The organism is Porphyrobacter sp. ULC335 (assembly GCF_025917005.1).
Taxonomy (GTDB): Bacteria; Pseudomonadota; Alphaproteobacteria; order Sphingomonadales; family Sphingomonadaceae; genus Erythrobacter.
Window position 1 is genome coordinate 1,703,682 of the sequence record NZ_CP078091.1, and the last position, 25,966, is coordinate 1,729,647.

The window sequence follows — 25,966 nt, forward strand, 5'->3', positions numbered from 1 at the left end:
TACATATATACGAGTCGAGCCCCATGACTGCACCGGCACAATCCCCTGAAGCCCGCGCCCACGTTTTGCGGGCCCGCGAGATCAAGCGGTGCGAGGCCGAAGCCATAGGCGTCGACGAAAGATTCATCTCCGACATGGTCGACGGATTTTATGCAGCAATCCGCACGGACGATCTGCTTGGCCCGATATTCGCTGCGCGGGTTTCCGACTGGCCCCCGCACCTCGCGCGCATGAAGCAGTTCTGGCGTTCAATCCTGCACAATAGCGGCGAATTCTCCGGCAATCCGATGGCTCGCCACATCGCCATTCCTGGCCTTGAACGCCGCCATTTCATTCGCTGGCTTGAGCTCTTCTACGCCAATTTGCAGCAGATGGCTCAGGATCCGCGCTCGTCCGAACACGTCGGCAAGCGCGCGCGCATGATTGCAGAAAGCCTGCTCACCGGCATCAACGTCGCGCGCGACGGTGTGGCGGGAGCGATGACCAAGGAGGCACTTCCCCATGTTTGAAGCAAGACAGGTCCAGCGCGATTATGCACAAGCCGAAAGGCTTGATGACATTCTGCCCGAAGTCACCGCCGCGCCCGAAGCGCCGCACCGTGTTCAGCCCGAGCAACGCGGCTTCGAGCTGCCCTCGCGGGTCTGGCGGACCATGCTTGCCTGCTACGGCATCTTCTTCCTGGCGATGACGACGGCGCTGGGTTCGGGCGGGATGGCGATGTTCTCGATCGTGGTGTCGGCTCTCTATGCAGCCGTGTTCTTCGGGGTCGCGGCGGTCATGGCGCGGCAAAATCCCGCGCGTGACCGGTCACCGCTCGAGAGCAAGGGTGTCCTCGAAACGTGGTGCGGCCCGATGGACCGCAAAGCTGCTTATGGGCAGATTCTCGTCATTCCGGGCGCAGTAGCTTTGTTTGGCGTGGCTGCATCGGTCATCATCATCGCCAGCGGAGCCGCCACGTGAACGGCAGACCCGCAGAGGAAGGACGTTTCGCCCTGCCAAGCGATGCCGCAGTGTATCGCACCATCGGCCCGTTCGGCTGCGATAGCCTGCCCAAAGGGCTGCTGCGGGAGCACCGGCTGAAGGCAGGCACCTGGGGAAGGCTGCGCGTCCTGTCCGGCAAGGTCCGCTTTGTGTGGGATGATGATGGGGCCGATCATGCAACCGTCGTCATCGACAAGGAAACGGTAATCATCCCCCCGACCATTCCCCACCATCTCGAGCTTCTGGAAGGCGAATTCGTTCTGGAAATCGACTTTCTCGAATGCGCGCTCCCTGGACCTGCTCCTGAGGTTCCATGACTGCTTTGGGGGCGCTAGCCGACCGGCGCATTTGGTGGGGCTGCATTCGTGAACACCGGACGCGGCCTATCAGCGCCGGGTTGGCGTAGAAGTGCAAGAAGCAGAAAGAACGGTGAACCGCGCCCACCACTGCGATAATCCGGCACAGTCTGGATTGCGGGTTTTGGGCGGATCCGAAAGGCTGCCGAATGTCCGCAAGTGGGTGGTTCGTTCTCGGTCGGCTTTCGAGTGCGGCGGGCCGCAACGCCATCGCGCGCAGGTGTCACAACCGTTCGGTTGTGACACCTGCGGAAGCGCCAAGTCGTGCGCGCAATCGCTCGCGCACGTCCGGCCATTCCGAGTCTATGATCGAAAACACTACCGTGTCGCGCAGGTGACCGGTCCAAGTGACGAGGTGGCGGCGCAGAACGCCCTCTCGAACCGCGCCGAGCTTCGCAACTGCCGCTTGGCTTCGCTCATTCCGGCTGTCTACGGTCAATTGCACGCGCAGCGCACCACGACTGAATGCATACTCCAAAAGGAGCAGCTTGGTTTCCGGATTGACCGCCGTGCCGCGCACCTCCGGTCGGTAGAAGGTTGAACCGATCTCCACGGTGCAGTTCGCAGACGAGATATGGTGAAAGCTGGTGGTGCCCACCAGCCGTCCGCTTGAGCGTAAGCGTACTCCGTATGCGATGCGGCTCCCCGGCGGGTTGGGCGTGAGCATGCCCGCCCAGTAGCCGGAGAAGGCGTCACCGCGGCCGTTGGCGAACTGTATTGCCCATGCCTCGGGGTCGCAGTCGAGCGCCGCACGCAGCTCGTCGCGCATATCCGGCCCTGCCGGTTCGAGCCGAACGTGGCGACCTTCGAGCAGTTCAGCCGAGAGCTCCATCGGGCCTTACCCTTCCAGTGCCGTGGAATTGATCTCGACCAGGTTGCCACTTGGATCGGCGACAACAAGCTTCGCTCGTCGGTTCGCCGCCTCGTTCGCCGGAACGGCGCGCAGGGGCGAGTACCCGGCAGCGATGATCCTATCACGCAATCGCAGCCACTCGTCGGGCGACACCACCTGCCCGAAGTGCATCGTGCGCCGGGCATCGTCGGACAGCCCGGCCTGGGGCCGTTCGTGGAAGGTAACCTGTCCACCAAAGACGAACAGATTGGCCGCTTTCGCACTTAGCATTTGCACGTCGGCCCCGAAGCAGTCGCGATAGAAGGTGAGACATGCGTTGAATTCCTGAACCGGGAGCGAAAGATGAAACATAGGTACTGGGTTCCAATTGACGCCAAGCCTGATTTAGTAGGCGTAAGCGCACCGGCACCGGTTTTTCAATCATCTAGTCAGTGTCAAAACAAGTCGCTTCCCGAACGGCGGCTTTTGGGCTCCAGACGGAATTACCGGACGCCGCCTCAAAGCGCCGGATTGGCATAGAAGTGCCACGTGAAAATCGCCATTGCCCCGCGCTGCGGCGACCAGCTTTCCGCCAACGCGCGCGTTGCCTTTTCCGACGGGCGTTCCTCCATCTCCAGCAGCCGTTTCACCCCTTCCTGCACCGCCAGATCGCCCGCGGGCCAGATGTCGGGGCGGCCCTCGGCGAACAGCAGGTAGATCTCTGCCGACCAGCGGCCGATGCCCTTGATGCGGGTAAGCAGTTCGATCGCTGCTTCGTCATCGGCGGGGAGGGTATCGAAGTCGAGCTCGCCTGCCACCATCAGCTCGCACAGGGACCGGGCATAGCCTTGCTTCTGGCGTGACAACCCGCAGGCGCGCAAGGTTTCGAAATCGCGCTCCAGCAGACAGGCAGGGGTGAAGCCGTCGCCCAATTCGGCCTCCAGCTTGCGCCACACCGCCGCTGCCGAGGCGACCGAGACCTGCTGGCCGACTATGGTGCGCAGCAAGGTGGCAAAGCCGGGATCGCGGATGCGCGCATCGGGATAGCCGACGCGGATCAGCGCGCTGGCCAGTTGCGGCTCGCGCGCGGCAACAGCATCGAGGTCTTCACGCAATTTTTCGGCTGACAGCCCCACTCGCACTTTCCTTAACTTGCCTTGGCCCCAAGAGTACCTTAGCAGCCGTCCCGCACTCTCACAGCGCAGGTTCTTGCGCCCAATAGCCGAAAAGGAAGCCCTGTTCATGCCCAGACTGGTCGTCACCAACCGCGAAGGCGAAACCAGCGAGATTGCCGTCGAAAACGGCCTCACTGTGATGGAAGCCATCCGCGACAATGGCTTCGACGAGCTGCTGGCGCTGTGCGGCGGCTGCTGCTCCTGTGCAACCTGCCACATCCATGTCGATCCGGCCTTCGCCGACAAGCTGCCGAAGATGAGCGAAGACGAGGACGATCTGCTCGAATCCTCCGATCACCGCACCGAGACCTCGCGCCTGTCGTGCCAGATCCCGTTCACCGCGGAACTGGACGGGCTGCACGTGACGATTGCTCCGGAAGATTGATTTCAGGCCGGGCGGGGGGAGTAGTCCGATGGACGCTGACCTCGCCCGGTTCCTGCGCGACGAGCTGGGCCACGCGCCGGAAGGCAACGCGGGCATATGGACTGTGCGCGGCCCGGTGTGGCTATGGCAGGGCAGCGACGGCGCGCCTGCCAAGGGCTCATGGTATTTCCTGACCATCGACGGCGAGACCGCACAGGCAATCCGCGCTGGCGCGGTGAATGCCGCGGCATGGGGATCGGTCTATGTCGAGGTGACCATCGGCGGGACGACATGGCGCACATCGCTGTTCCCCTCGAAACAGGTCGGCGGCTGGCTGCTCCCGCTGAAGGCCGCAGTGCGCAAGGCGGAGAAGCTGGTTGAGGGCAGTGTGGTCGAGGCGGTGCTGCGGCTCGCCTGAAGTGGTGCAGCTTGCCCCGCGCGCTTCGAGCGCCTAATTCAGACCCATGAACATTACCCGCCCCTTTGGCGACACGCTCGCGCTTATCGGCAATACCCCGATCGTCCGCCTTGCCGGACCCAGTGAAGCAGCCGGCTGCGACATCTACGGCAAGTGCGAATTCGCCAACCCCGGCTCCTCGGTGAAGGATCGGGCCGCGCTCTACATAATCCGCGATGCAGAAGCGCGCGGCGAGCTTCTGCCCGGTGGAACGGTGGTCGAAGGCACAGCGGGCAACACCGGGATCGGCGTTGCGCTGGTTGCCAATGCGCGCGGGTACAAGACGATCATCGTCATGCCCGACAACCAGTCCAAGGAGAAGATGGACACGCTGCGCGCGCTCGGCGCGGAGCTGGTGCTGGTGCCGCCGACCAAGTTTTCAGATAGCGGCCACTTCGTCCACACCTCGCGCCGCCTCGCGGAAGAAACGCCGGGCGCGGTATGGGCCAACCAGTTCGACAATATCGCCAACCGCCGCGCCCATATCGAAGGCACCGCGCCCGAAATCTGGGAGCAGCTTGGCGGGCGGGTGGACGGGTTCACCTGCGCGGCGGGCACCGGCGGGACGATTGCGGGCGTGGGCCTCGGCCTCAAGGCCTTCGACGAGAACATCCGCATCGCGCTCACCGATCCGCATGGCGCGGCGCTGTACAACTACTACGCGCATGGCGAATTGCGCGCGGAAGGATCCTCGGTCGCCGAAGGGATCGGGCAGGGCCGGATCACCGCCAACCTCGAAGGCGCGCCGATCGACACGCAATACCGCATCAGCGACGAAGAAGGCCTGGTCTGGGTCGAACGACTGCTGCGGGAAGAAGGCCTGTGCCTCGGCCTGTCATCGGGCATCAATGTCGCGGGCGCGATCGCCCTGGGCAAGGAACTGGTCGCCGAGGGGCGGGCCAATCCGCAGGTCGCCACCATCCTGTGCGACACCGGCTTCCGCTATCTTTCGACCCTGTATAATCACGAATGGCTAAGCGCGAAGGGCTTGCCGGTCTTTGACTGGCTGGCTCCGGCTGGAGGAGCGGCATGAAGGGTCTTTCGTGGCGTGAGCGGTTGCGGCGGATGAACCAGCGCAGCCTGTTCGCCCCCGTCAGCGGTGAAGTGACCGCAACGAGAGAGCTTGAAGGCGAACCCGACGATGGCTCGGCCGCGGTGACGACGCGGAGCGAGGCGGTGCAGCGGCTTCAGGTCGGGCTGTTCGGGATCGGCGCGATGGTGCTGCTGGTGGGGCTGGCAAGCATCATCGGCGGTCAGGCCGAGCGCAATGACGAACTCGCCGTGCCAGAAGCCGCGCCGACCACCGAGCCGAGCGGTGCTGCCGCGCAGGCCAATCCGCTCGCCGATGCCGGCGTGGTGCCCGACATCGCTGCCGACCCGGGTGCAGAACAGCAGCCTCCCGCCGCTGAGCCAGCTGCACCGGCCGATGCCCCGCCTGCGCAGTAAGGGGCTCGTCTGGCTGGGCGCGGCGCTGCTGCTGGCCGGCTGCGATGCTGCCCCTGACGCGCCGGTTTCTCGACAAACCCCTGCGCCCACCGAAAAGCTCGGGCTGATGACCAGCTTGCCGCTGTACTGGCCGCTCGGCGAAGGCATTGGCGACATTGCAGCCGGGCGCGGTGCTGTTCCGTGGCAGCGCTCTGCCATGGGTTCTGCCTATGTGCTGGAGCTGATCGACACGCTGTCGCCGATCCCCGGCCTCTCTCCCGATGCTGCCGAGGTCGATCCGCTGGCGGGCCTTGATCGGTTGGCAGTCATCCAGCCGCGCGGGCTTTCGCCCGGCGACAATGTCGCGCTCGATGCCTGGGTGCGCAAGGGAGGGCGGCTGCTGCTGGTGCTCGATCCGGCGCTGACGGGCGATTATGATCTGCCGCTCGGCGATCCGCGACGTCCGGTCGATAGTGCGCTGATCCCGCCGGTCGTGGCGCGCTGGGGCATGGCGGTGAATTTCGACGATGCGCAGGACGCTGCGGCAACGACAGCGCCGCTTGGCACTGCCATGATCCCGCTAGCGCTGGCCGGACGGATTGCGGTGACCGATCCGGCCGCGGCGGATTGCACTCTGCTGGCGGGCGGTGCGGCGGCGCAGTGCGGGGTCGGGGAAGGGCAGGTCACTCTGATCGCCGATGCCGCGCTGTTCGAACATCAGGAATTGGCCGGCGAGGACGGTGCAGGCCTGCGCGATGTGCTGGCCTTCGCCTTCCCGTGACGCGGCCACGGGAAAATGCGGGAAGCGCGGGACTCGGAGTCGCGCCATGCCGGGGAAAACGCGGGATTGGCCCGCTCCAGACCGCTTTTTTCAGGGATTTGTCGACCAAGTGGAAGCCCTAAGCGATTTCACGCCAGCCTAATTAATGACGATAAAACAGTATAATACCAAGTTTTCCCGCAATTTCCCCGAAAAATCCCTTCCATCCCCGCCCCATCCCCGATAATACCGGGGCCTATCAGACATGCCTGTATGTCTTGCGACCGGTCGGTGGGGCTGGCGCAGACCGTGCCGCACGCGTGCGGCCGGGACGGGAAGGCATGTCCGGGGGATTAGAGCGCGTCATTAGCGCGGCCAGCCGGTGAGGTGCGCCGCCGCCGTTTAGAGGGGAACGCAGGCACGTGTCTGCTTTTGGAGGATATAACGGTCAAGCTTACTCGCCCGCGGGCGAGAAGGGCCGCTTTGTCCTTCCTCCGGCCTTCCGCAAGGCGGTCAAGGAAAGCTCGGGCGGCAACCGCACCCTTTGCCTTGCCGCGCATGACCGCTTCGATTGCCTCATCGGTTTCGGCCTCTCGCGCACCGAAAAGCTCGACGTCCAGCTCGACCGTGAGGAGGAGCGCGCCATCCGCCTCGGCCTCCACGATTTCGACCGCGAAGTGCGCGCCGCGCAGCTGTTCGGCTTCGAGCAGCTGCCCTTCGACGATTCCGGGCGCTTCGTGATGCCCGAGCATCTGCGCGATCTCGGCAAGGTTGGCGACGGGCTGTATTTCCAGGCGGCGGGGGAGTTCTTCTTCGTCTGGTCGCCCGAGGAACTGGCCCACATGGGCCCCGAGTGGAAGGGCGCCCAGGCAGCCTGTGCCAAGCTCATCGCTGCCGCCAAGAAGGGGGCCGCGGCATGACGCAGATCGCCCCGCACATCCCCGTGCTGCTCGATGAAGTGGTCGCCGCGCTCGCCCCCCGGCCCGGCATGACCATCGTTGACGCAACCTTCGGTGCAGGTGGTTACACCACCGCGCTGCTGGAAGCTGGCGCGAGCGTTCATGCCTTCGACCGCGATCCCGATGCGATTACTGCCGGACAGGCGCTGGTCGCGCGTTTCGATGGTCGTCTGGCGCTCCACGCCGCGCGCTTTTCGGCGATGCGTGCGGAGCTCGCCGCGATTGGCGTGCCGCAGGTCGATGCCGTGGTGATGGATATCGGCGTTTCCTCGATGCAGCTCGATCAGGGCGAACGGGGCTTTGCCTTCATGCATGACGGCCCGCTCGATATGCGCATGAGCCAGGACGGCGAGAGCGCCGCCGACTTCCTCAACACCGCCGATGAGGAAGCGATTGCCGACGTGCTCTACCTCTATGGCGAAGAGCGCCAGTCGCGCCGCGTTGCCCGCGCCATCGTCGCCGCGCGCCCGCTGGCGACCACCGGCGAACTCGCCCGCGTGGTTCGCCGTGCGCTGGGCCACAAGCCGCACGACAAGAAGGACCCGGCGACCCGCACCTTCCAAGCGGTGCGCATCCACATCAACGACGAGCTGGGCGAGCTTGAAGCCGGGCTGGCCGCTGCCGAGGCGCTGCTGGTGCCGGGCGGCGTGCTGGCGGTGGTGAGCTTCCACAGCCTTGAGGACCGCATCGTCAAGCAGTTCCTGCGCACCGCCAGCGGCGCGGGCCGCTCCGTCTCGCGCCATCTGCCCGGGGAAATCCCCGGCCCCCCGCCAACCTTCGCGCAGCTTTCCAAGGCGATCCGCCCTTCCGAGGCCGAGATCGCCCGCAATCCGCGCGCCCGTTCATCCACCTTGCGCCATGCGATCCGCACCGGCGCCGCCCCAAGGAGCTTAGCCGCATGATGAACAGCTCTCAGGCCCGTTCGCTGGGTTGGGTCGCCGTGCTCGCCATCTGCTTCGCGCTGGTGGTGGTGCTCAGCTTCAGGGTGCACGCGGTGAAGAGCGAGGTGCTGCTCGCCGAGCGCCAGCTGATCGCGCTCGAGCGCGAGACGATGCTGCTCGAGACCGAGTTCCAGACCCGCGCCAGCCAGCGCCAGCTGGCTGAATGGAACACGGTCGAATTCGGCTACGCGGCTCCGCGCGCCGGGCAATTCCTCGATGGCGAGCGCCAATTGGCGAGCCTTGGCGAAGTGCGCGGCCCCGATGCGCCTTCGCCGATCCGCCTCGCGCGCGCCGATAGCACCGACACGGTGGCTGGCGAGGCTCAGGCTGATGCCCCCATGCGCTCTCCTGTGTCGGGCGCGAAGGTGACGCTGGCTTCGGCATCGAGCGAGAAGGATGCAGGGGCAGTCTTCGCCCAGGCCTTCGGTGATTTCCTGATCGAAGCGTCCCCAATCCGCCCCGCGCGGGCTGAAACGCCGCGCATCGGCAAGGTCGCCGCCGCCGCCAAGGGAACCGGCGAATGAACATGATGGCGGCCCAGCTGGTCGCCCATAATGCAACGCCGGTCATTCCTGCTGGCCGCCTGCCCAGTGTGGGTTTGCGCGCGCAAATGCTGTGGGCCGCGCGCGTGCGGGTGCTGTGGCTGCTCGCCGGTTTTGCTGCCGTCGCGCTGATCGCTTTGCTGCGGATCATTTCGCTCGGCTTGGGCGGGCAAGCGCCGGAACGCACCAGCCTGCAAGATGCGCTGCTGCCCCCGCGCGGCGAGATCACCGACCGCAACGGCACGCCGCTCGCGAGGGCCTTCCCCGCCTATGCCCTGTGGTTTGATCCCAAGGCGATGGGCGATAGCGGCGCGCCGCTGGTGCGCAGCCCCGCCGAGGTCGCGCGCGCGCTCAAGGGCATCTTCCCCGATATCGACGAAGCGCGCATGACCAAGCGTCTCGCGTCCGGCCAGTCGGGCTACTTGCGCCGCCGCTTGCTCCCCGAAGAAGCCAACCGCGTCTTCGCTCTGGGCGAGATCGCGCTGGAAATTCCCCGCGAGACCGACCGTTACTATCCGCAAGGCACGCTGGCCGCGCATGTGCTGGGCTATGTGGTCGAGGACAAGGGCGGGCAGCTGGGCATGGAGCAAGTGCTCGAAGATCGCCTCAGCCACCCCGACCAGCGCACTGCGCCGGTTGCGCTGTCGATCGATGTGCGGGTGCAGGGCGCGCTGGAGGACGAGTTGCGGCGCGGGATGCTGGCAACCAATGCTCTCGGCGCGGCAGGGATCGTGCTGGATGTCGATACGGGCGAAGTCATGGCGCTGGCCAGCCTGCCCGAGTTCGATCCGAACACCGCAGGCGCGAGCGGCGCGGTCAATGTCTTCAACCGCGCCACCAACGGCGTTTACGAACTCGGATCGACCTTCAAGCCACTGACCGTTGCCGCCGCGATTGATGCTGGCGTGGTGCGCAATCTCGGCCAGCAGTGGAACGCCGCGCCGGTCGAGGTCGGGCGCCGCTCGATCAAGGACTCGCACCCGCTGGGAGCAAGCCTCAATGTGCCGCAGGCGCTGGTGCATTCATCGAACACGGTGACCGCGCGGATCGGCGATGCGATGGGCGCGGAACGCCTGCGCCAGACCATGATCGATCTGGGCATGGACCGCCGCCCCTTCATCGAACTGCCTGCCAAGGGCCGCCCGATCTGGCCCCAGGGTCCGTGGAGCCGCGTCACCAACATGACCGTCAGCTTCGGCCACGGCCTTGCCGTGACCCCGCTGCACCTCGCCAGCGCCTATGCGGCGATGGTGAATGGCGGCATCTGGCGTCCCTCGACCCTGCTGAAGCTTGACCCGGCCGATGTGCCGCGCGGACGGCGGGTGTTCAAGGAATCGACCTCGTCCAAGATGCGCCAGATGCTGCGGATGATCTCGCTGTATGGCACAGGCAAAAGCGCCGATGCGCCCGGCTACCGCGTGGGCGGAAAGACCGGATCGGCGGAGAAGGCCGGGGTGGGCGGGTACAACAAGACCGCGCTGGTGTCCTCCTTCGCCGCCGCCTTCCCGATGGACGCGCCACGCTATGTCGTGGTGGTGGTGGTCGACGAGCCCAAGGGCACCATCGCCAGCAGCTTCCAGCGCACCGCCGCCTTCACCTCCGCGCCGATCGTCGGCAAGCTGGTGCCGCGCATAGGTCCGATGCTGGGCGTGCAGCCTGACGACAGCCGCGACGTCGATATCTCCGACCTGCGCTATCTGGTGGACAAGGGCGAATGAAGCTCGACGAATTGCTTGCCAAGGCGGGTCTGCCGGGCGCGGGTGACGATACCGTCACCGGCTTCGCCATCGATCACCGCAAGGTTGCCCCCGGCACAATATTCGGCGCCTTCGAAGGCGCCACCGTCAATGGCGAGGACTTCATCCGCCCCGCCATCGCAGCGGGCGCGATTGCCGTCGTGGCCCGCCCTGAAGTCCGCGTCGAAGGTGCGCTGCACATTGCCGACGTCACCCCCCGACGCGCCTTTGCGCGCCTCGCCGCGGGCTTCTTTTCTCCGGTGCCGCAGACCATCGTCGCGGTGACGGGAACCAATGGCAAGACCTCGACCGTCGAGATGACCCGCCAGATCTGGCGCATGGCGGGCGAGCGCGCGGCGAGCATCGGGACGCTCGGCGTGACCACGCCTGACGGGAGCATCTCGACCGGACTGACCACGCCCGACATCGTCACCTTCCTCGCCAACATGAGCGGCCTCGCGCGCGAAGGCGTGACTCATGTCGCCTACGAGGCATCGAGCCACGGGCTCGACCAGTATCGCAACGAAGGGCTGACCGTCTCGGCCTCGGCCTTCACCAATTTCAGCCGCGACCATCTCGATTACCACGGCACGATGGAGGCCTATTTCGCGGCCAAGATGCGGCTGTTCACCGAAGTCGTAGCGCCCGGCAGCCCGGCGGTGATCCATGATGCGGGCGAGGGTTCGGAATGGACCGCCAAGGCCATCGCCGCAGCAGAGGCGCGCGGACTCAAGGTTTTGACCGTGGGTGAGGGCGGGACTTTCCTGCGCCTCATTGCCCGCGAACCCGGACAGTTGGGGCAGCTTCTTCATATCGCGTATGAGGGCGAGACGCGGAAGGTGAACCTGCCGCTTATCGGGGCCTATCAGGCGGCCAATGCACTGGTTTCGGCAGGGCTGGCGTTGGCGACGGGCGTTTCTGCCTCAAGCGTGTTCGATGCCCTGAGCCGTCTTCAGCCGGTGCGCGGAAGGCTGGAGCGGGCCGCACTCAACCAGGCGGGCGCGCCTGCCTATGTCGATTATGCCCACACGCCCGACGCGCTCGAAGCTGCCATCGCCGCGCTGCGCCCCCACGTGGCGCAAGGCGGTCGCCTGATCGTCGTCTTCGGCGCGGGCGGCGATCGTGACGCGGGCAAGCGCCCACAGATGGGTGAAGTCGCCGCGCGCGCTGCCGATCTCGCCATCGTCACCGACGACAATCCCCGCAGCGAAAATCCCGCCGTCATTCGCGCCGCGATTATGGCCGGTGCAGGCGCGAATACGCGCGAAATCGGAGACCGCCGCACCGCCATCGCCGCCGCAATTGGGGAAGCCGGACCGCGCGATATTGTGCTGATCGCTGGCAAGGGGCACGAGCAGGGTCAAATATTCGGGTCTGGAGAAACAATGCGGATCGAAGCTTTCGACGATGTCGAAGTCGCGCGCGAATGTGCGGGGAGCACGGGTCAGTGAACGCGCCGCTCTCACATCCGATGCTGCACGCATGGCCGGTCACGGCGCGCGACACGCTGCCGCTCGCGCTGTGGACCGCTGCCGCCATCGAAAGGGCGACGGGCGGCATTGCCAGCCATGACTTCCAGGCCTCCGGCGTCGAGATGGATTCGCGCGATGTGAAGCCGGGTGATGTGTTCGTTGCGCTGAAGGGCGAAGCGATGGACGGCCACCGCTTCATCGAAGCCGCCTTCGCCAAGGGCGCGGTTGCAGCAATCGTCGACCGCCCGGTCGATTACCCGCACGTGCTTGTCGAAGACACCACCAAGGCCCTGCACGACCTCGCCCACGCCGCGCGTGACCGTGCGGTGGAGGCGGTGCGGATCGGCATCACCGGATCGGTCGGCAAGACCGGCGTGAAGGAAGCGATCTTCGCCTGCCTCGACCGTGCCAGCCGCGGCGCGGCGCATCGTTCGGTGCGCAGCTACAACAACCATGTCGGCGTGCCGCTCAGCCTCGCGCGGATGCCCGCACGCAGCAAGTTCGGCGTGTTCGAGATGGGCATGAACCATCAGGGCGAGATTGCTCCGCTCTCCGCCCATGCGAAACCCCATGTGGCGCTGATCACCACCATCGCGCCCGCGCATATCGAGAACCTCGGCAGCCTTGAGGCGATCGCGGACGAGAAGTCGCAGATCTTCACCGGTCTGGTTCCCGGCGGCGTCGCTATCATCCCCGCCGACAGCGAATGGGCCGAGCGGATGATCGGCCACGCCAAGGCGCTTGGCACACATGTCGTCACCTTCGGGCGCGCCGCCAATGCGGATGTGCGCCTGCTCGACGCCATTCCCGCAGCGGGCGGCGGTTCGCTTGTCACCGCCGATCTGGGCGACCGGCGCATCTGCTACACCATCGCCGAGCCGGGGGAGCACTGGATCGTCAATTCGCTGGGCGTGATGGCGGCGGTGCGCGCGGCGGGCGGCGATCTTGCCAGCGCGGGTCTTGCCTTGGCCGAGATGGGCGGCCTCAAGGGTCGCGGCGCGCGGCATACGCTGGCTGTGCTGGGCGGGACCGCGCTGCTGATCGACGAGAGCTACAACGCCAACCCGGCATCAATGCGTGCAACGCTCAAAGCACTTGCCGCAACCCCCGCCACGCGGCGGCTCGCGGTCTTGGGAAGCATGAAGGAATTGGGCGATTTCGCCGACGCCTTCCACCGCCAACTCGCCGAACCAATTGCCGAGGCAGGCGTGACCCATGCGATCCTTGTCGGCGCAGAGATGCGCGCGCTGGCAGACGAGTTGGGGAAACAGGCAGAGGCACTGCTTGGCAAGGGCGTCACCTTCGCCCATTGCGAAGGCCCTGCCGAGGCAATTACCGCGCTCGGGCAATATGGTCTGGCGCATGGGGATGCGGTGCTGGTCAAGGGTTCCAATTCGGTCGGATTGGGCAAGCTGGTATCACATTACACCGATAGTGCCCGGGCGTGAGCCGTAGCGGGAGGCGTAAGACCGGGCCAAAGGACGATTGAATGCTCTATCTGCTTGCCGAGTGGCTTGGCTTCGAAGGCATCCTCAATCTGGTGCGGTACCAGAGCTTCCGTGCGGGCGCGACGCTGATGACCGCGCTCGTGATTGGCCTGATCATCGGACCCCGCTTCATCAACCTGCTGCGCGTGCGTCAGGGCAAGGGCCAGCCGATCCGCGAGGACGGGCCGCAATCGCACCTTGCCAAGCGCGGCACGCCGACGATGGGCGGGCTGATGATCCTCGTCTCGCTGACTTTGGCGCTGCTGATCTGGATGGATCTTTCCAGCCCGTTTGTCTGGGCGTGTCTGGCGGTGACAATCGGCTTCGGAATCATCGGCTTCCTTGACGATTACGACAAGGTTTCGAAGAACAGTCATGCAGGCGTGTCCGCGCGGGTGCGACTGCTGGGCGAGTTTGTGGTGGCAGGGATCGCATCGTGGCTGATCGTCAGCCAGATCAACACCAACCTCTACCTGCCGTTCCTCACCGGCGTCAGCATTCCGCTGGGGCCGGCCTATTACGTCTTCGCCGCCTTCGTGATCGTGGGCGCGGGCAATGCGGTCAACCTGACCGACGGGCTGGATGGCCTTGCGATCATGCCGGTGATCATCGCGGCGGGGACCTTTGCGATCATCGCCTATCTGGCGGGCCGCGCGGATTTCAGCGCCTATCTCGGCATCCCGCATGTGCCCGGCGCAGGGGAGCTGGCGATCTTCTGCGCGGCGATCATGGGGGCGGGCCTCGCCTTCCTGTGGTTCAACGCGCCGCCTGCTGCCGTATTCATGGGTGATACTGGCAGCCTCGCCTTGGGCGGAGCGCTCGGGGCGATTGCGGTCGCCTCGCATCACGAAGTCGTGCTGGCGATCGTCGGCGGACTGTTCGTGCTCGAAGCGGTCAGCGTGATTGTGCAGGTGTTCTGGTTCAAGCGTACCGGCAAGCGCGTGTTCCGCATGGCGCCGATCCACCACCATTTCGAACAGCTCGGCTGGAGCGAGAGTAAGGTCGTGATCCGCTTCTGGATCATCGCCATCGTGCTCGCACTGATCGGCCTTTCGACGCTGAAGCTGCGGTAGGCCCGCGCCCGTGATCACCTCGCCCGCCTTCAAGTCCAAGCGTTTTGCGGTGCTCGGCCTCGCGCGCTCTGGCGCGGCGGCGGCAGAGGCGCTGATCGCGAGCGGGGCCGAGGTGATCGGCTGGGACCGCCAGCCGCACGCGCGCGAAGTCTTCGAAGGGCGCTGCCGACTGATCGACCCGCTGGAGCTTGATCTCACCGGCTTTGCGGGCGTGGTCGTCTCGCCCGGCGTGCCGCTCAATTCGCACCCCATCGCCCCGCACACCTGGCAATATGGCCTTCCGGTGATCGGCGATATCGAACTGTTCGCACAGGCCCGCGCCAGCCTGCCGCCGCACAAGGTGGTCGGCATCACCGGCACCAACGGCAAGTCGACCACCACCGCGCTCACCCACCACATCCTGAGCGAGGCGGGCATACCCACCGTGATGGGCGGCAATATCGGCGATCCGATCCTGGGGCAGGAGCCCCTGCCGGAAGGTGGCATCTATGTGCTCGAACTGTCGAGCTTCCAGATAGACCTCACCTTCACGCTCGATTGCGACATCGCGGCGCTGACCAACATCACCCCCGATCATCTTGATCGCTATGCCGATTTCACCGCCTATGCTGCCTCGAAGGAACGCCTGTTCCAGATGCAGGCGAACGGCACCGCGCTGATCTGTGACGAGGACGAGCCGACCATCGCCATCGCCGACCGGTTGGCAGCGCAAGGCAAGCCGCTGGTGCGGGTGAAAACGGCGGACCTCGATGCGGCGGGCCTCGCCGAAGGGCGTTCGCCCTCGCTGGCAGGGCCGCACAATGCCCAGAACGCGGCGGTCGCGGTGGCCATCTGCCGCCAGCTTGGCCTGAGCGATGCGCAGATTGCAGCGGGCCTCGCCACCTATCGCGGGTTGCCGCACCGCATGGAGCGGGTGTGCGAGGCGAAGGGCGTCATCTACATCAACGACAGCAAGGCGACCAACGCCGCCTCGGCCGCGCCCGCCCTTGCGGCTTTCCCGCCGGAAGCTGACATCAACGGCGGCGCCCCGCGCATTCACTGGATCGTGGGCGGACTGCCCAAGGAAGACGGCCTCGGCGCCTGCGCCGATCACCTCGGCAATGTCGCGGCTGCCTATACCGTGGGCGAGGCCGGGCCGATGTTTGCCGACCTGCTCGAAGGACAAGTGCGCACCGAACGCTGCGAGCTGATCAGCGAAGCCGTGCGCCGCGCCGAGGAAGCCGCGCTCCCGGGTGAGGTCGTGCTGCTTTCGCCCGCCTGCGCCTCCTATGACCAGTTCCGCGACTACGAAAAGCGCGGGCTGCACTTCCGCCAGATGGTCGGTGCGATAACCGGCTGCGACACCTGCGGCGATGCTGCCAGCCGGAGCATCCTGCCATGAGCGCTCCCGCCTATTCCCCCGCAGCCCGTAGCAGCGGCAACTATCTTGCTCCGGTTCCTGTGCAGCGTCGCTGGCGCGATGCCCTGCGCATCTGGTGGCGCGAGATCGACAAGGTGCTGCTGTTGCTGATCGCGCTGCTGATGGGGGTGGGCATCATTGCGGTGGCCGCGGCCTCCCCCGCGAGCGCCGACCAGCTTTCGACCGCCAAGGAGCGGGTCGCCGATTTCATGTTCTTCAAGCGGCACATCGTTTTCCAGATGATGGGTCTGACGCTGATGATCGGCCTGTCTTTCCTCAACCGCGATCAGGCGCGCAGGGTCGGCATCATGGTGGGCGCGGTGATGCTGGCGCTGCTGTTCGTCGTGCCGATCATCGGCGAGGAGAAGAACGGGGCGAAGCGCTGGATCAATGTCGGCATGTCCTTGCAGCCGTCCGAGTTCCTCAAGCCCGGTTTCGCGATCATCTGCGCCTGGATTCTGAGCTGGCGGCTGCGCGATCCCGGTCTTCCGGTGATTGCCTTCGTTACCGGGTTTTTCGCACTGATCGCGGGGCTGCTGATGCTCCAGCCCAACCTTGGCGATGCGATCCTGTTCGGCGGAATCTGGCTGGTGATGGTGCTGCTGGCAGGGATGCAGTGGCAGCGCATCGCCGGGCTGGGCGGCCTCGGGATCGCCGGCCTGACGCTCGCCTACCTGTTTTACGATAACGCCCGCCACCGCATCGACGGTTTTCTGGGCGGCGGCACCGCCTTCGATCAGGTCGATCTGGCGCAGCGCACCATCACGGCGGGCGGCTGGACGGGGACGGGCCTGTGGCTGGGCATTCGCAAGATGAACCTTCCCGAGGCGCATACCGATTACATCTTCTCGGTGATCGGCGAGGAATTCGGGCTTTTGACCTGCGGGATGATCGTGGTGCTTTACTGCGGGCTGGTGCTGCGCGCGCTGCTGCGGCTGACGGGCGAGGACAATCTGTTCGCCCTGCTGGCGGCGGCGGGTCTCATCACCCAGTTCGGCGGGCAGGCCTTCATCAACATTCTGGTGAACCTCAAACTGTTCCCCTCCAAGGGGATGACGCTGCCGCTGATCTCCTATGGCGGTTCATCGACACTGGCGGTGTGCTTCACGCTTGGGCTATTGCTGGCGATCACGCGGCGCAATCCGTTCCTCGCCCGCGAGGGCACAGGGCTGCGCGATCTGATCGAACGCAAGGACACGAGCGCATGACCAGTTCCACCCCCACTGGCGCTTCCCGCCACTATGTGCTCGCTGCGGGCGGCACCGGCGGCCACCTGATCCCGGCCTTCGCGCTCGCTACCGAGCTGCACGCGCGCGGGCACCACGTGGCGCTGATCACGGACGAACGCGGGGCGAACATCCCCGGCAAGCCGGATTTTCTCACCGCCCACGTGCTACCCGCCGGGCGCTTCGGTAAGAACCCGCTGGGCTGGCCTGCGGGGATCCGCGCGGTGCTGGAAGGGCGCAGCATGGCGCTGAGGCTGTTCGACGCCTTCGAGCCTTCTGCCATCGTCGGCTTCGGCGGCTACCCCGCGCTGCCCGCCCTGCTGGCGGCGACATCCGCCAAGCTGCCGAGCGTGGTGCACGAACAGAACGCCGTGCTGGGCCGGGTGAACCGCCTGCTGGCCGGGCGCGTGGACGCAATCGCCACCTCCTACGAAAGCGTTGATCGCCTCGCGCCCAAGCACGCCGCCAAGGTGCATCTGGTCGGCAATCCGGTGCGCGCCGAGGTGCTGGCGCTGCGCGAACAGGACTTCCCCGCCTTCACCGACGAAAGCCTGCTGCGCATTCTCGTCACCGGCGGATCACAGGGGGCGCGGGTGCTGTCCGAAGTGGTGCCTGATGGCCTCGCCATGCTCCCCACCGCGCTGCGCCAGCGCTTGCAGGTGACCCAGCAATGCCGCGCCGAAGACCTTGAAGCGGTGCGCAAACGCTATGCCGAGCATGACATCCCCGCCGAACTCGGCACCTATTTCGAGGACATGCACGAACGGCTCGCCGATGCGCATCTGTTCATCGGCCGCGCTGGCGCTTCCACGATTGCGGAGCTGACCGCAGTCGGCCGTCCCGCGATCCTCATCCCGCTGCCGATTGCGACCGACGACCATCAGGCGGTCAACACCCGCGAAATGGTGAAGGCGGGCGGCGCACGGATGATCCGGCAGGAGGCTTTCCAGCCCAAGGAACTCGCCAAGCAGATCCAGGCGATGGCGATGAACCCCGCCAGCCTCGCCAATGCGGCGCATTGTGCATTCAATTGCGGGCGGCCCGATGCGGCGAAGGACTTGGCCGATCTGGTCGAAAGCATGAGCGGGATCGATCTGATGGACGTCATCCGCGTCGGCGAGGCTGCGCCTGCCGCCGCCCGCCTGCGCACGCGGGCCTCAACCGCCGCTGCGGGCGGCGAGAAAACCGAAGAGCAGAACGCAGCATGAAGGGCGTCGGCACCGATATCGGCACCATCCACTTCGTCGGCATCGGCGGGATCGGCATGTCGGGCATCGCCGAGGTGATGCACAACCTTGGCTACAAGGTGCAGGGCTCCGACATTTCCGAAGGCCCCAGCGTCGAACGGCTGCGCGCGCGCGGCATGACGGTGCATATCGGGCACAAGGCCGAGAACGTCGAGGGCGTGTCCGTGGTCGTAACCTCCACTGCCGTGCGCCGTTCCAACCCTGAAGTTGCCGCCGCATTGGAAGCCCGCGTCCCCGTGGTGCGCCGCGCGGAAATGCTGGCCGAACTGATGCGCCTCAAATCCACCGTTGCGGTGGCGGGCACCCACGGCAAGACCACCACCACCAGCATGATCGCGACGCTGCTTGATGCAGGCGGGGTCGATCCGACGGTCATCAATGGCGGGATCATCGAGCAATATGGCTCGAACGCGCGCCTCGGCGATTCCGACTGGATGGTCGTGGAAGCCGACGAGAGCGACGGTTCTTTCCTACGCCTCGACGGAACCATCGCGGTCGTCACCAATATCGATCCGGAGCACCTCGATCACTACGGCGATTTCGACGGGGTGAAGCGCGCCTTCGTGGAGTTCATCCACAACGTGCCCTTCTACGGCGCGGCGGTGCTGTGCGTGGATCATCCGGTCGTGCAGGCGGTGATCGGCGATGTGCGCGACCGCAAGGTTGTCACCTATGGCTTCTCGCTTCAGGCCGATATCTGCGGGGTCAATGTCCGCTCGGAAGATGGCGGCAACACTTTCGATGTGATCGTCCGTCAGCGGGGACTGGAAGATCGCCGGATCGAAGGCGTGCACCTCCCCATGCCCGGACGCCACAACGTCCAGAACGCGCTCGCCGCGATTGCCGTTGCGATCGAGATGGGCTGCTCGGACGAGGTCATCCGCACCGGCTTTGCCCGCTTCGGCGGGGTGCGGCGGCGCTTCACCAAGGTCGGCAGCGTCGCCGTGGATGGCGGCGCCGTGACGGTGATTGACGATTACGCCCACCACCCGGTTGAAATCCGCGCCGTGCTCAGCGCCGCGCGCGAGGCGGTTGCCGGGAGCGGGGGCCGCGTCATCGCGGTTGCGCAGCCGCACCGCTATTCGCGCCTCAATGACCTGATGAACGAATTCCAGTCGTGTTTCGACGATGCCGACATCGCCTATGTCACGCCGGTCTATCCGGCGGGCGAGGAGCCGATCCCGGGGGTCGATCACGCGGCGCTGGTCGCCGGGATGAAGGCACGCGGTCATCGGGCGGCGCGCGAGATCGCCGGGGCCGAGGCGCTGGCCGATGTGCTGGCGGGCGAGATCCAGCCGGGCGACATGGTCGTGTGTCTCGGCGCGGGCGATATCACGCGCTGGGCTGCGAGCCTCGCCCCGGCCATCGATGCCAAGCGGGGCGCGGCATGAACCAGCCGGGCGACAGCTACGAATATGACAGCGGTGCCGCCCCCACCTGCGCGGTCGAAGGTGGCGTGTCGGCGCCCGTGCCGCTCGATTCCATTCGCGGCAAGCTGACCTGCAAGGCGCCGCTTGCGCCCTATACCTGGTTCAAGACCGGCGGGCCTGCGGACTGGCTGTTCGAACCGGCCGATATGGATGATCTGAAGCTGTTCCTCGAACGGCTCGGCGGCGAGATTCCGGTCATGGCACTGGGCCTCGGTTCGAACATGATCGTGCGCGATGGCGGGGTTCCCGGCGTGGTGGTGCGGCTCGGCAAGGCGTTTGCGGGCGTCACGCACAGCGGCGAAATGGAACTGACCTGCGGCGGCGGGGCGAGCGGTATTCTGGTCGCCTCCACCGCGCGCGATCTTGGCATTGCGGGGCTCGAATTCCTGCGCGGCATCCCCGGCACTGTCGGCGGCTTCGTGCGCATGAACGGCGGGGCCTACGGGCGCGAGGTGGCCGATGTGCTGCTGGATTGCGCGGTGATCCTGACCGACGGCAGCTTCATCACTTTGAACGCCGAGGAACTGGATTACTCCTACCGCCATTCCGCGCTGCCCGATGGCGCTATCGTCGTCTCAGCCCGGTTCCGCGGGCATCCGGGCGATCCCAAAGAGATCGGCGCGGAGATGGACCGCATTGCCGCCGCGCGCGAGGCGAGCCAGCCGCTGCGCACGAAGACCGGCGGGTCGACCTTCAAGAACCCCGAAGGTCACAAGGCGTGGCAGCTTGTCGATCAGGCTGGGTGCCGGGGCCTCAAACTGGGCGGCGCGCAGGTTTCGGAGAAGCACACCAACTTCCTCATCAACACCGGCGATGCGACCAGCGCGGACATCGAAGGTCTGGGCGAAATGGTGCGCGACAAAGTCTATGCCGCAACTGGCGTGAGCCTTGAATGGGAAATTCAGAGAGTGGGACGCCCGTGAGCCTCGATACGAAATTCCACGTCGCAGTCCTGATGGGCGGCTGGGCCAATGAGCGCCCGGTCTCGCTGACGAGCGGCGCAGGCGTGGCCGACGCATTGGAATCGCGCGGGCACAAGGTCACCCGCATCGACATGGGCCGCGATGTTGCCCTCCGGCTCCACGAGGCCAAGCCCGATGTCGTGTTCAACGCGCTCCACGGCGTTCCCGGCGAGGACGGGACGGTGCAGGGGATGCTCGACCTGATGGGCCTGCCCTATACGCACTCGGGCCTCGCCACATCGGTCATCGCGATCGACAAGCAGCTGACCAAGCAGGCGCTGGTGCCGCATGGGATTCCCATGCCGGGCGGCAGGATCGTGAGCCGCGATGAACTCTACGAACGTGACCCGCTGCCGCGGCCCTATGTGCTGAAGCCCGTGAACGAGGGCTCCTCGGTCGGCGTCGCCATCGTCACCGCAGACAGCAATGTCGGCAACCCGATCAACCCGCAGGCGAGCGGCCCGTGGCAGGAATTCGCGGAACTCCTCGCCGAACCCTTCATCAAGGGCCGCGAGCTGACCGCTGCCGTGCTTGACAGCCCCGATGGCCCGCGCGCGCTCGGCGTCACCGAGCTCGTGATCGAAAACGGCTTCTACGATTACGAGCACAAGTACACCGCCGGTCGGACGGAGCATATCTTCCCCGCTAAGCTGCCGCCTGAAATCACCGCGCTGTGCGAGGCCTATGCCGTCAAGGCGCATCAGGTGCTCGGCTGCCACGGCACCAGCCGCACCGATTTCCGCTGGGACGAGGAAGCGGGCGAGGACGGCTTGTTTGTGCTCGAAACCAACACCCAGCCCGGCATGACGCCTTTGAGCCTCGTGCCCGAACAGGCGGCGGGATGCGGCATTTCCTATGCCGATCTGGTCGAAATGCTGGTCGCCGAGGCGTTGCGGGTCCATGGGCTGAAGCAGGCGAAAGGAGGGCAGCATGGCACAACAGATCCGGCGTAACGGCGCCTCCGGCGTGCGGCGCGTCGCCAAGGCGCAGAGCCGCGCAGTAACCGCGCGCCGCGCACGCGGGTCCGCTAGCGGGTTCATCGATCAGGCCATGGGCGTGCTGCCCTTCACCGAGGAACAGTGGAGCCGCATCTGGCTCGCCATGATCATCGGCACCGGCGTGGGCGTGGCCTTCATCATCGCCACGCTTGCCGGTGTGCCCGCACTTGCGCAGGCACAGGTCGCGCGGATCGCTGCCGATGCCGGTTTCGAGGTGCGCAATGTGCGGGTCACCGGCACCAGCCGCATGGACGAACAGCAGGTCTATGCCCGCGCGCTGGCCATTCGCAATCAGCCCATGCCCGATGTCGATATCGGCAAGCTGCGCGCCGAATTGCGCGCGCTGCCGTGGGTCAAGGACGCGCGGGTTTCGATCCAGCTGCCGCACACGCTGGCCATCGATATCGTCGAGCGGACGCCCCATGCGGTTCTGGAAAAGCCCGACCGGCTGGTGCTGATCGACGCGACCGGCGTGGAGCTTGAACCGGTCGCTGCCGACAAGTCCAAGGGCATGTTGCGGCTCGCCGGACCCGGCGCGGGCAAGCAGGCCGAAGCGCTCGAAACCCTGCTCGCCGCTGCGCCTGCCTTGGCACCGAAGGTCGAGGCTGCCGAATGGGTCGGCAACCGCCGCTGGAACCTGACCTTCCAGACCGGGCAATTACTCGCCCTGCCCGAAGGCAAGGTCGAGGCTGCGACAGCGCTGGTCAAGTTCGCACGGCTTGACGGCAAGAACCGGCTGCTCGGCGGCAAGGTGCTGGCCTTCGACATGCGCACGCCCCCGCGGCTCTACCTGCGTCTGCCCGAAGCTGCCGGCAAGCCCAAGGTCGTGGCTGCGGGCGAAGACGGGGAGACCACCTGATGGCCAGCAAAGCAGCATCGCCGCGCCGCCTTGCGCGCACCTATGCCGCGGTGAACATCGGTTCGTTCCGCATTTCGGCGATGATCATGGGCGAGACCGAGAGCGGTGATTTGCAAGTGCTCGGTTCCGGCCATCGCGCCAGTGCGGGGATCAAGCGCGGCTATGTGACCGACATGGGCGCGGCCAGCCACGCGATCCGCGATGCGGTGGAGCGGGCGGAGAAAAGCGCCAATACGCCCGTCAGGAGCGTATGGATCGCCTGCGCCGGAGCGGGGCTCGCCAGCCATGTCGTCTCGGTCGATATCGAGATCGGCGGTCGGCGGATCGAGGACGAGGATGTCGAGCAACTGCTGATCGAGGCGCAGGACATGATCCAGCCCGATGGCCGCAAGGTGCTGCACGCCCAGCCTGCGCATTATACGCTGGACGGTGCCCACGGCGTCGCCAATCCGCGCGGTCTACATGCCGAGCGGCTGGGCGTCGATATCCACGTGATGCTCGCCGATGGCGCACCGGTCCGCAACCTGACCGAGGCCGTGCAGAACGCCCATCTTGAGGTCGAAGGCGTGGTCGCCGCGCCGCTCGCCGCGGGGCATGGTTGCCTGACGCCCGAGGAGCGCGAGCTTGGCGTGGCGCTGGTCGAGATCGGCGCGGACATCACCAATGTCGCGGTGTTCGCGGGCGGGATGCTGCTGGGGTTGCAGGCTGTGCCGATGGGCTCCGGCTCGATCACCGATGCGATTGCCAGCAGCTTCGGAATCCGCCGCAGCCAGGCCGAACGGCTGAAATGCGTTGCCGGATCGGCGATCGCCAGCCCGGCCGATCATCGCGAGCTGATCCCGGTCAGCGGTCCGGGCGAAGGCGGAGAGGGCGCTACACCAGTCGGCCCGCTCGCACGCGGGGCGGATGACAAGAACCGGATCGTGCGCGCCGAACTGATTGCAGTGGTGACCCAGCAGCTTGCCGTGTTGACCGGCGAGATCGGCAAGGCGCTCAAGATGATGGGCTTTGCCGGAAGCCGCGCGGGACAAGTGGTGCTTACCGGAGGTGGAGCCGAGCTTGCCGGAATGGCCGATTTCATGCAGGGTGCTCTCGGCCAGCCGGTGCGGCTCGGACGGCCGCCGCAGCTTTCCGGCATGCCTGAAGCGCACCACGCGCCGGGCTTTGCGACGCTGGCGGGATTGTGTCTCTACGCCGCTGACGACCCGGTCGACATCCGCGCGGTGGGCGCGGGACGCGGCGGAGTTTACAAGGCTTTTGCGCGCGAAAGTGGTATCATGGCGCTGGTGACGCGCCTGTTCCGGGCGCTCAGGGAGTATTTCTGACGGGTCGGGCGGCCGGTTGACGCAGGGGCCGCCTCATCAAAACACTTTGCCGCTGCTGTGGATAAGGGTTTTGACGCTATAAAATGTGCGCGATGATTATGTCACAGACGATAAATGCGGGGGAATAAGGTGAAAAAGTCCTGCTCCCGCGCCTGGAGGACCAGCTGATGAGCATCAATATCGGACCCGCGGCGAGCGACGATCTGCGCCCGCGCATCACCGTTATCGGGATTGGCGGTGCCGGTGGCAACGCGATCGCCAACATGATTGCGGCCGAGATCGAGGGCGTCGAGTTCATCGTCGCCAACACCGACGCGCAGGCGCTCAGCACCTCGCCTGCGGAAAAGCGCATCCAGCTCGGGCCCGATATTACCGGCGGCCTCGGCGCAGGCGCGCGCCCTGAAGTGGGCAAGGCCGCGGCGGAAGAAACCGTCGCCGAAATCGAAAAGGCGCTCGAAGGCGTCAACATGTGCTTCATCGCGGCAGGCATGGGCGGGGGCACCGGCACCGGCGCCGCGCCGGTGATCGCGGAAGCCGCGCGCCGCATGGGCGTTCTGACCGTGGGCGTGGTGACCAAGCCGTTCCTGTTCGAAGGCACGCGCCGGATGCGCTCTGCCGAAGCGGGCATCGAGGAACTGCAGAACCACGTCGACACGCTGATCGTCATTCCCAACCAGAACCTGTTCCTGGTTGCCAAGGCGGAAACCACCTTCAAGGAGGCCTTCCAGCTGGCCGACGAGGTGCTCCAGCAGGGCGTGCGTTCGATCACCGACCTCATGGTTATGCCCGGCCTCATCAACCTCGACTTTGCCGACGTGCGCTCTGTGATGAGCGAGATGGGCAAGGCGATGATGGGCACCGGCGAGGGCGAGGGTGAGAACCGCGCGCTCGACGCCGCCGAACAGGCTATCGCCAACCCGCTGCTCGACGGCGTCAGCATGGCAGGCGCCAAGGGCGTCATCATCTCGATCATCGGCGGCGAGGACATGCGCCTGCTCGAAGTCGACGAGGCTGCCAACCACATCCGCGAGCTGGTGGATGAGGATGCGAACATCATCTGGGGTTCGGCCTTCAACCCCGACCTCAAGGGCAAGATCCGCGTCTCGGTCGTCGCCACCGGTATCGAGCAGAGCGCGATCGGCCAGTCGGAACGTTCGCAGCCGGTCTCGCTCGGGCAATCGCGCGCGCCGAAGCGTCCCGTGCTCGAACTCTCGGAAGACGAAGGTCTGACCGAACTTCCCCCGATCGAAGACGAAGCGCCCGCGCCTGCTGCGGTGCCGACCTTCGATCTCGGCACGCCCGCGGCAACCGCCTCGGCCGGCTACGAAGACGAAACCCTCGACCTTGGCGAAGAGGACGAAGAGGAAGCGGATTATCCGCCCGCTGCGCCTTTCGAGCTGACCGGCATGCAGGCCGGTGACGGCTATGGCGACGAATATGACGACGATGTCGACGGTATCGTCGATCCGCTCGCAGGTCTGCGCGGGGCTGACGAAGCTTCGGGCTTTGGCGCGGCAGCGGCCGCTCCGGCAACCCCTGCGGCGGAAGCCGAGGACGACACGCTCGATCTCGACGATGGCTACGCGCCCTATAGCGACGCGGCGGATGAACCCGAAGGGCCTGCGCAGGACGATCTGCTTGCCAGTGCCGACCGTCTTGCCGCCGAAGACCGTCCGGTCGAAGCGCGTCTGGGCGGCGGACGTCGCCGTTCGCTGCTCGGCGGTGCTGAAGGTGATGATGGCGGGGCAAGCGGCGAGGGCAGCACGCTGTTCGAACGCATGGCCAACCTGTCGCGCAGCACCGCGCGCGACGACGATGACGATGATGACGGCGATGATAGTGGCCCGGCGCTCAGTATTCCGCGCTTCCTTGGCCGCCAGAACAACCAGTAACAACGCGCCCGCGCTGCTATCCGGCGCGCGGGCGGTGCTGTTTGCCGCAGCGTCAGGGACAGCCTCTG

Annotated in this window: 27 protein-coding genes; 24 read left to right on the top strand and 3 right to left on the bottom strand. The window is 66.1% G+C overall.

Annotation, left to right across the window (positions count from 1 at the left end; translation table 11 throughout):
* The first annotated feature begins 23 nt into the window (after positions 1-23).
* From KVF90_RS08070 to KVF90_RS08080, 3 genes are read left to right on the top strand one after another with little or no spacing between them, the layout of a single operon-like run.
* On the top strand, positions 24-509 hold the full coding sequence (locus KVF90_RS08070) for a group III truncated hemoglobin (protein ID WP_264394332.1): 486 nt from the start codon (positions 24-26) through the stop codon (positions 507-509).
* Positions 502-960 carry a hypothetical protein gene (locus KVF90_RS08075; RefSeq protein ID WP_264394333.1) on the top strand — a complete coding sequence of 153 codons (459 nt, stop codon included), beginning with the start codon at positions 502-504 and terminating at the stop codon, positions 958-960. Before KVF90_RS08070 ends, KVF90_RS08075 begins: the two co-directional genes overlap by 8 nt.
* 50 nt (positions 961-1,010) lie before the next feature.
* Complete coding sequence (locus KVF90_RS08080) at positions 1,011-1,298, top strand: DUF1971 domain-containing protein (protein WP_264394334.1); 288 nt, start codon at positions 1,011-1,013, stop codon at positions 1,296-1,298.
* Between the two features lie 262 nt (positions 1,299-1,560).
* Here the strand turns inward: KVF90_RS08080 and KVF90_RS08085 are convergent, their stop codons facing one another.
* From KVF90_RS08085 to KVF90_RS08095, 3 genes are all read right to left on the bottom strand, one after another.
* A complete protein-coding gene (locus tag KVF90_RS08085; protein ID WP_264394335.1) occupies positions 1,561-2,169 on the bottom strand; it encodes a GNAT family N-acetyltransferase in 609 nt (202 codons plus the stop codon).
* Between the two features lie 6 nt (positions 2,170-2,175).
* On the bottom strand, positions 2,176-2,541 hold the full coding sequence (locus KVF90_RS08090; protein WP_264394336.1) for a VOC family protein: 366 nt from the start codon (positions 2,539-2,541) through the stop codon (positions 2,176-2,178).
* Positions 2,542-2,687: 146 nt separating this feature from the next.
* Positions 2,688-3,305, bottom strand: coding sequence for a DNA-3-methyladenine glycosylase family protein (locus KVF90_RS08095; RefSeq protein ID WP_264394337.1), 618 nt, complete (start codon positions 3,303-3,305; stop codon positions 2,688-2,690).
* Positions 3,306-3,411: 106 nt separating this feature from the next.
* Between KVF90_RS08095 and KVF90_RS08100 the strand changes: the two genes are divergently transcribed.
* From KVF90_RS08100 to ftsZ, 21 genes are all read left to right on the top strand, one after another.
* Complete coding sequence (locus tag KVF90_RS08100) at positions 3,412-3,729, top strand: 2Fe-2S iron-sulfur cluster-binding protein (RefSeq protein WP_264394338.1); 318 nt, start codon at positions 3,412-3,414, stop codon at positions 3,727-3,729.
* 28 nt (positions 3,730-3,757) lie between these two features.
* Positions 3,758-4,126, top strand: a complete 369-nt coding sequence (locus KVF90_RS08105; protein ID WP_264394339.1) for a DUF1905 domain-containing protein — start codon at positions 3,758-3,760, stop codon at positions 4,124-4,126.
* 46 nt (positions 4,127-4,172) lie between these two features.
* Positions 4,173-5,198 (top strand): cysteine synthase A, encoded by a 1,026-nt coding sequence (locus tag KVF90_RS08110; RefSeq protein ID WP_264394340.1) that lies wholly within the window; start codon positions 4,173-4,175, stop codon positions 5,196-5,198.
* Positions 5,195-5,611, top strand: a complete 417-nt coding sequence (locus KVF90_RS08115; RefSeq protein WP_264394341.1) for a hypothetical protein — start codon at positions 5,195-5,197, stop codon at positions 5,609-5,611. The genes KVF90_RS08110 and KVF90_RS08115 overlap by 4 nt, the downstream gene beginning before the upstream one ends.
* Positions 5,592-6,371, top strand: coding sequence for a GldG family protein (locus tag KVF90_RS08120; protein WP_264394342.1), 780 nt, complete (start codon positions 5,592-5,594; stop codon positions 6,369-6,371). The genes KVF90_RS08115 and KVF90_RS08120 overlap by 20 nt, the downstream gene beginning before the upstream one ends.
* A gap of 401 nt (positions 6,372-6,772) precedes the next feature.
* A complete protein-coding gene (locus KVF90_RS08125) occupies positions 6,773-7,270 on the top strand; it encodes a division/cell wall cluster transcriptional repressor MraZ (RefSeq protein ID WP_264394343.1) in 498 nt (165 codons plus the stop codon).
* Positions 7,267-8,211, top strand: a complete 945-nt coding sequence (gene rsmH / locus KVF90_RS08130) for a 16S rRNA (cytosine(1402)-N(4))-methyltransferase RsmH (protein ID WP_264394344.1) — start codon at positions 7,267-7,269, stop codon at positions 8,209-8,211. The genes KVF90_RS08125 and rsmH overlap by 4 nt, the downstream gene beginning before the upstream one ends.
* Positions 8,208-8,774, top strand: a complete 567-nt coding sequence (locus KVF90_RS08135) for a hypothetical protein (RefSeq protein WP_264394345.1) — start codon at positions 8,208-8,210, stop codon at positions 8,772-8,774. The genes rsmH and KVF90_RS08135 overlap by 4 nt, the downstream gene beginning before the upstream one ends.
* Positions 8,775-8,779: 5 nt before the next feature.
* A complete protein-coding gene (locus KVF90_RS08140) occupies positions 8,780-10,510 on the top strand; it encodes a peptidoglycan D,D-transpeptidase FtsI family protein (protein WP_413677024.1) in 1,731 nt (576 codons plus the stop codon).
* The gene (locus tag KVF90_RS08145; protein ID WP_264394347.1) at positions 10,507-11,979 is read left to right on the top strand and encodes a UDP-N-acetylmuramoyl-L-alanyl-D-glutamate--2,6-diaminopimelate ligase; all 1,473 of its coding nucleotides are present in this window, start codon (positions 10,507-10,509) and stop codon (positions 11,977-11,979) included. The genes KVF90_RS08140 and KVF90_RS08145 overlap by 4 nt, the downstream gene beginning before the upstream one ends.
* Positions 11,955-13,448 carry a UDP-N-acetylmuramoyl-tripeptide--D-alanyl-D-alanine ligase gene (locus KVF90_RS08150; protein WP_413677021.1) on the top strand — a complete coding sequence of 498 codons (1,494 nt, stop codon included), beginning with the start codon at positions 11,955-11,957 and terminating at the stop codon, positions 13,446-13,448. The genes KVF90_RS08145 and KVF90_RS08150 overlap by 25 nt, the downstream gene beginning before the upstream one ends.
* Positions 13,449-13,489: 41 nt before the next feature.
* Complete coding sequence (gene mraY, locus KVF90_RS08155) at positions 13,490-14,560, top strand: phospho-N-acetylmuramoyl-pentapeptide-transferase (protein ID WP_264394348.1); 1,071 nt, start codon at positions 13,490-13,492, stop codon at positions 14,558-14,560.
* Between the two features lie 10 nt (positions 14,561-14,570).
* Positions 14,571-15,941: a UDP-N-acetylmuramoyl-L-alanine--D-glutamate ligase gene (gene murD / locus KVF90_RS08160; protein WP_264394349.1), complete on the top strand. Its 1,371-nt coding sequence runs from the start codon at positions 14,571-14,573 to the stop codon at positions 15,939-15,941.
* Positions 15,938-17,167 (top strand): FtsW/RodA/SpoVE family cell cycle protein, encoded by a 1,230-nt coding sequence (locus KVF90_RS08165; RefSeq protein WP_264394350.1) that lies wholly within the window; start codon positions 15,938-15,940, stop codon positions 17,165-17,167. The genes murD and KVF90_RS08165 overlap by 4 nt, the downstream gene beginning before the upstream one ends.
* Entirely contained in the window at positions 17,164-18,393 is a 1,230-nt protein-coding gene (murG, locus tag KVF90_RS08170; protein WP_264394351.1) for an undecaprenyldiphospho-muramoylpentapeptide beta-N-acetylglucosaminyltransferase, read from the top strand. The genes KVF90_RS08165 and murG overlap by 4 nt, the downstream gene beginning before the upstream one ends.
* Positions 18,390-19,823 carry a UDP-N-acetylmuramate--L-alanine ligase gene (gene murC / locus KVF90_RS08175; RefSeq protein WP_264394352.1) on the top strand — a complete coding sequence of 478 codons (1,434 nt, stop codon included), beginning with the start codon at positions 18,390-18,392 and terminating at the stop codon, positions 19,821-19,823. Before murG ends, murC begins: the two co-directional genes overlap by 4 nt.
* On the top strand, positions 19,820-20,785 hold the full coding sequence (murB, locus tag KVF90_RS08180) for a UDP-N-acetylmuramate dehydrogenase (protein ID WP_264394353.1): 966 nt from the start codon (positions 19,820-19,822) through the stop codon (positions 20,783-20,785). Before murC ends, murB begins: the two co-directional genes overlap by 4 nt.
* Positions 20,755-21,777, top strand: a complete 1,023-nt coding sequence (locus KVF90_RS08185; RefSeq protein ID WP_413677022.1) for a D-alanine--D-alanine ligase — start codon at positions 20,755-20,757, stop codon at positions 21,775-21,777. Before murB ends, KVF90_RS08185 begins: the two co-directional genes overlap by 31 nt.
* Entirely contained in the window at positions 21,755-22,681 is a 927-nt protein-coding gene (locus KVF90_RS08190; RefSeq protein WP_264394355.1) for a cell division protein FtsQ/DivIB, read from the top strand. Before KVF90_RS08185 ends, KVF90_RS08190 begins: the two co-directional genes overlap by 23 nt.
* The gene (gene ftsA / locus KVF90_RS08195; protein ID WP_264394356.1) at positions 22,681-24,006 is read left to right on the top strand and encodes a cell division protein FtsA; all 1,326 of its coding nucleotides are present in this window, start codon (positions 22,681-22,683) and stop codon (positions 24,004-24,006) included. The genes KVF90_RS08190 and ftsA overlap by 1 nt, the downstream gene beginning before the upstream one ends.
* Positions 24,007-24,173: 167 nt before the next feature.
* Complete coding sequence (ftsZ, locus tag KVF90_RS08200) at positions 24,174-25,898, top strand: cell division protein FtsZ (protein ID WP_264394357.1); 1,725 nt, start codon at positions 24,174-24,176, stop codon at positions 25,896-25,898.
* Positions 25,899-25,966: the final 68 nt, after the last annotated feature.

What these genes read in the sequence shown, in the direction of transcription:
- murC (WP_264394352.1), top strand. Translation starts at nt 18,390, where the DNA reads ATGAAGGGCGTCGGCACCGATATCGGCACCATCCACTTCGTCGGCATC.
- KVF90_RS08150 (WP_413677021.1), top strand. Translation starts at nt 11,955, where the DNA reads ATGTGCGGGGAGCACGGGTCAGTGAACGCGCCGCTCTCACATCCGATG.
- mraY (WP_264394348.1), top strand. Translation starts at nt 13,490, where the DNA reads ATGCTCTATCTGCTTGCCGAGTGGCTTGGCTTCGAAGGCATCCTCAAT.
- KVF90_RS08165 (WP_264394350.1), top strand. Translation starts at nt 15,938, where the DNA reads ATGAGCGCTCCCGCCTATTCCCCCGCAGCCCGTAGCAGCGGCAACTAT.
- KVF90_RS08135 (WP_264394345.1), top strand. Translation starts at nt 8,208, where the DNA reads ATGATGAACAGCTCTCAGGCCCGTTCGCTGGGTTGGGTCGCCGTGCTC.
- murG (WP_264394351.1), top strand. Translation starts at nt 17,164, where the DNA reads ATGACCAGTTCCACCCCCACTGGCGCTTCCCGCCACTATGTGCTCGCT.
- KVF90_RS08085 (WP_264394335.1), bottom strand. Translation starts at nt 2,169, where the DNA reads ATGGAGCTCTCGGCTGAACTGCTCGAAGGTCGCCACGTTCGGCTCGAA.
- rsmH (WP_264394344.1), top strand. Translation starts at nt 7,267, where the DNA reads ATGACGCAGATCGCCCCGCACATCCCCGTGCTGCTCGATGAAGTGGTC.
- KVF90_RS08140 (WP_413677024.1), top strand. Translation starts at nt 8,780, where the DNA reads ATGGCGGCCCAGCTGGTCGCCCATAATGCAACGCCGGTCATTCCTGCT.
- KVF90_RS08070 (WP_264394332.1), top strand. Translation starts at nt 24, where the DNA reads ATGACTGCACCGGCACAATCCCCTGAAGCCCGCGCCCACGTTTTGCGG.
- KVF90_RS08115 (WP_264394341.1), top strand. Translation starts at nt 5,195, where the DNA reads ATGAAGGGTCTTTCGTGGCGTGAGCGGTTGCGGCGGATGAACCAGCGC.
- KVF90_RS08110 (WP_264394340.1), top strand. Translation starts at nt 4,173, where the DNA reads ATGAACATTACCCGCCCCTTTGGCGACACGCTCGCGCTTATCGGCAAT.
- murB (WP_264394353.1), top strand. Translation starts at nt 19,820, where the DNA reads ATGAACCAGCCGGGCGACAGCTACGAATATGACAGCGGTGCCGCCCCC.
- KVF90_RS08100 (WP_264394338.1), top strand. Translation starts at nt 3,412, where the DNA reads ATGCCCAGACTGGTCGTCACCAACCGCGAAGGCGAAACCAGCGAGATT.
- KVF90_RS08120 (WP_264394342.1), top strand. Translation starts at nt 5,592, where the DNA reads ATGCCCCGCCTGCGCAGTAAGGGGCTCGTCTGGCTGGGCGCGGCGCTG.
- ftsZ (WP_264394357.1), top strand. Translation starts at nt 24,174, where the DNA reads ATGAGCATCAATATCGGACCCGCGGCGAGCGACGATCTGCGCCCGCGC.
- KVF90_RS08105 (WP_264394339.1), top strand. Translation starts at nt 3,758, where the DNA reads ATGGACGCTGACCTCGCCCGGTTCCTGCGCGACGAGCTGGGCCACGCG.
- KVF90_RS08090 (WP_264394336.1), bottom strand. Translation starts at nt 2,541, where the DNA reads ATGTTTCATCTTTCGCTCCCGGTTCAGGAATTCAACGCATGTCTCACC.
- KVF90_RS08145 (WP_264394347.1), top strand. Translation starts at nt 10,507, where the DNA reads ATGAAGCTCGACGAATTGCTTGCCAAGGCGGGTCTGCCGGGCGCGGGT.
- KVF90_RS08185 (WP_413677022.1), top strand. Translation starts at nt 20,755, where the DNA reads ATGGGAAATTCAGAGAGTGGGACGCCCGTGAGCCTCGATACGAAATTC.
- KVF90_RS08190 (WP_264394355.1), top strand. Translation starts at nt 21,755, where the DNA reads ATGGCACAACAGATCCGGCGTAACGGCGCCTCCGGCGTGCGGCGCGTC.
- ftsA (WP_264394356.1), top strand. Translation starts at nt 22,681, where the DNA reads ATGGCCAGCAAAGCAGCATCGCCGCGCCGCCTTGCGCGCACCTATGCC.
- KVF90_RS08075 (WP_264394333.1), top strand. Translation starts at nt 502, where the DNA reads ATGTTTGAAGCAAGACAGGTCCAGCGCGATTATGCACAAGCCGAAAGG.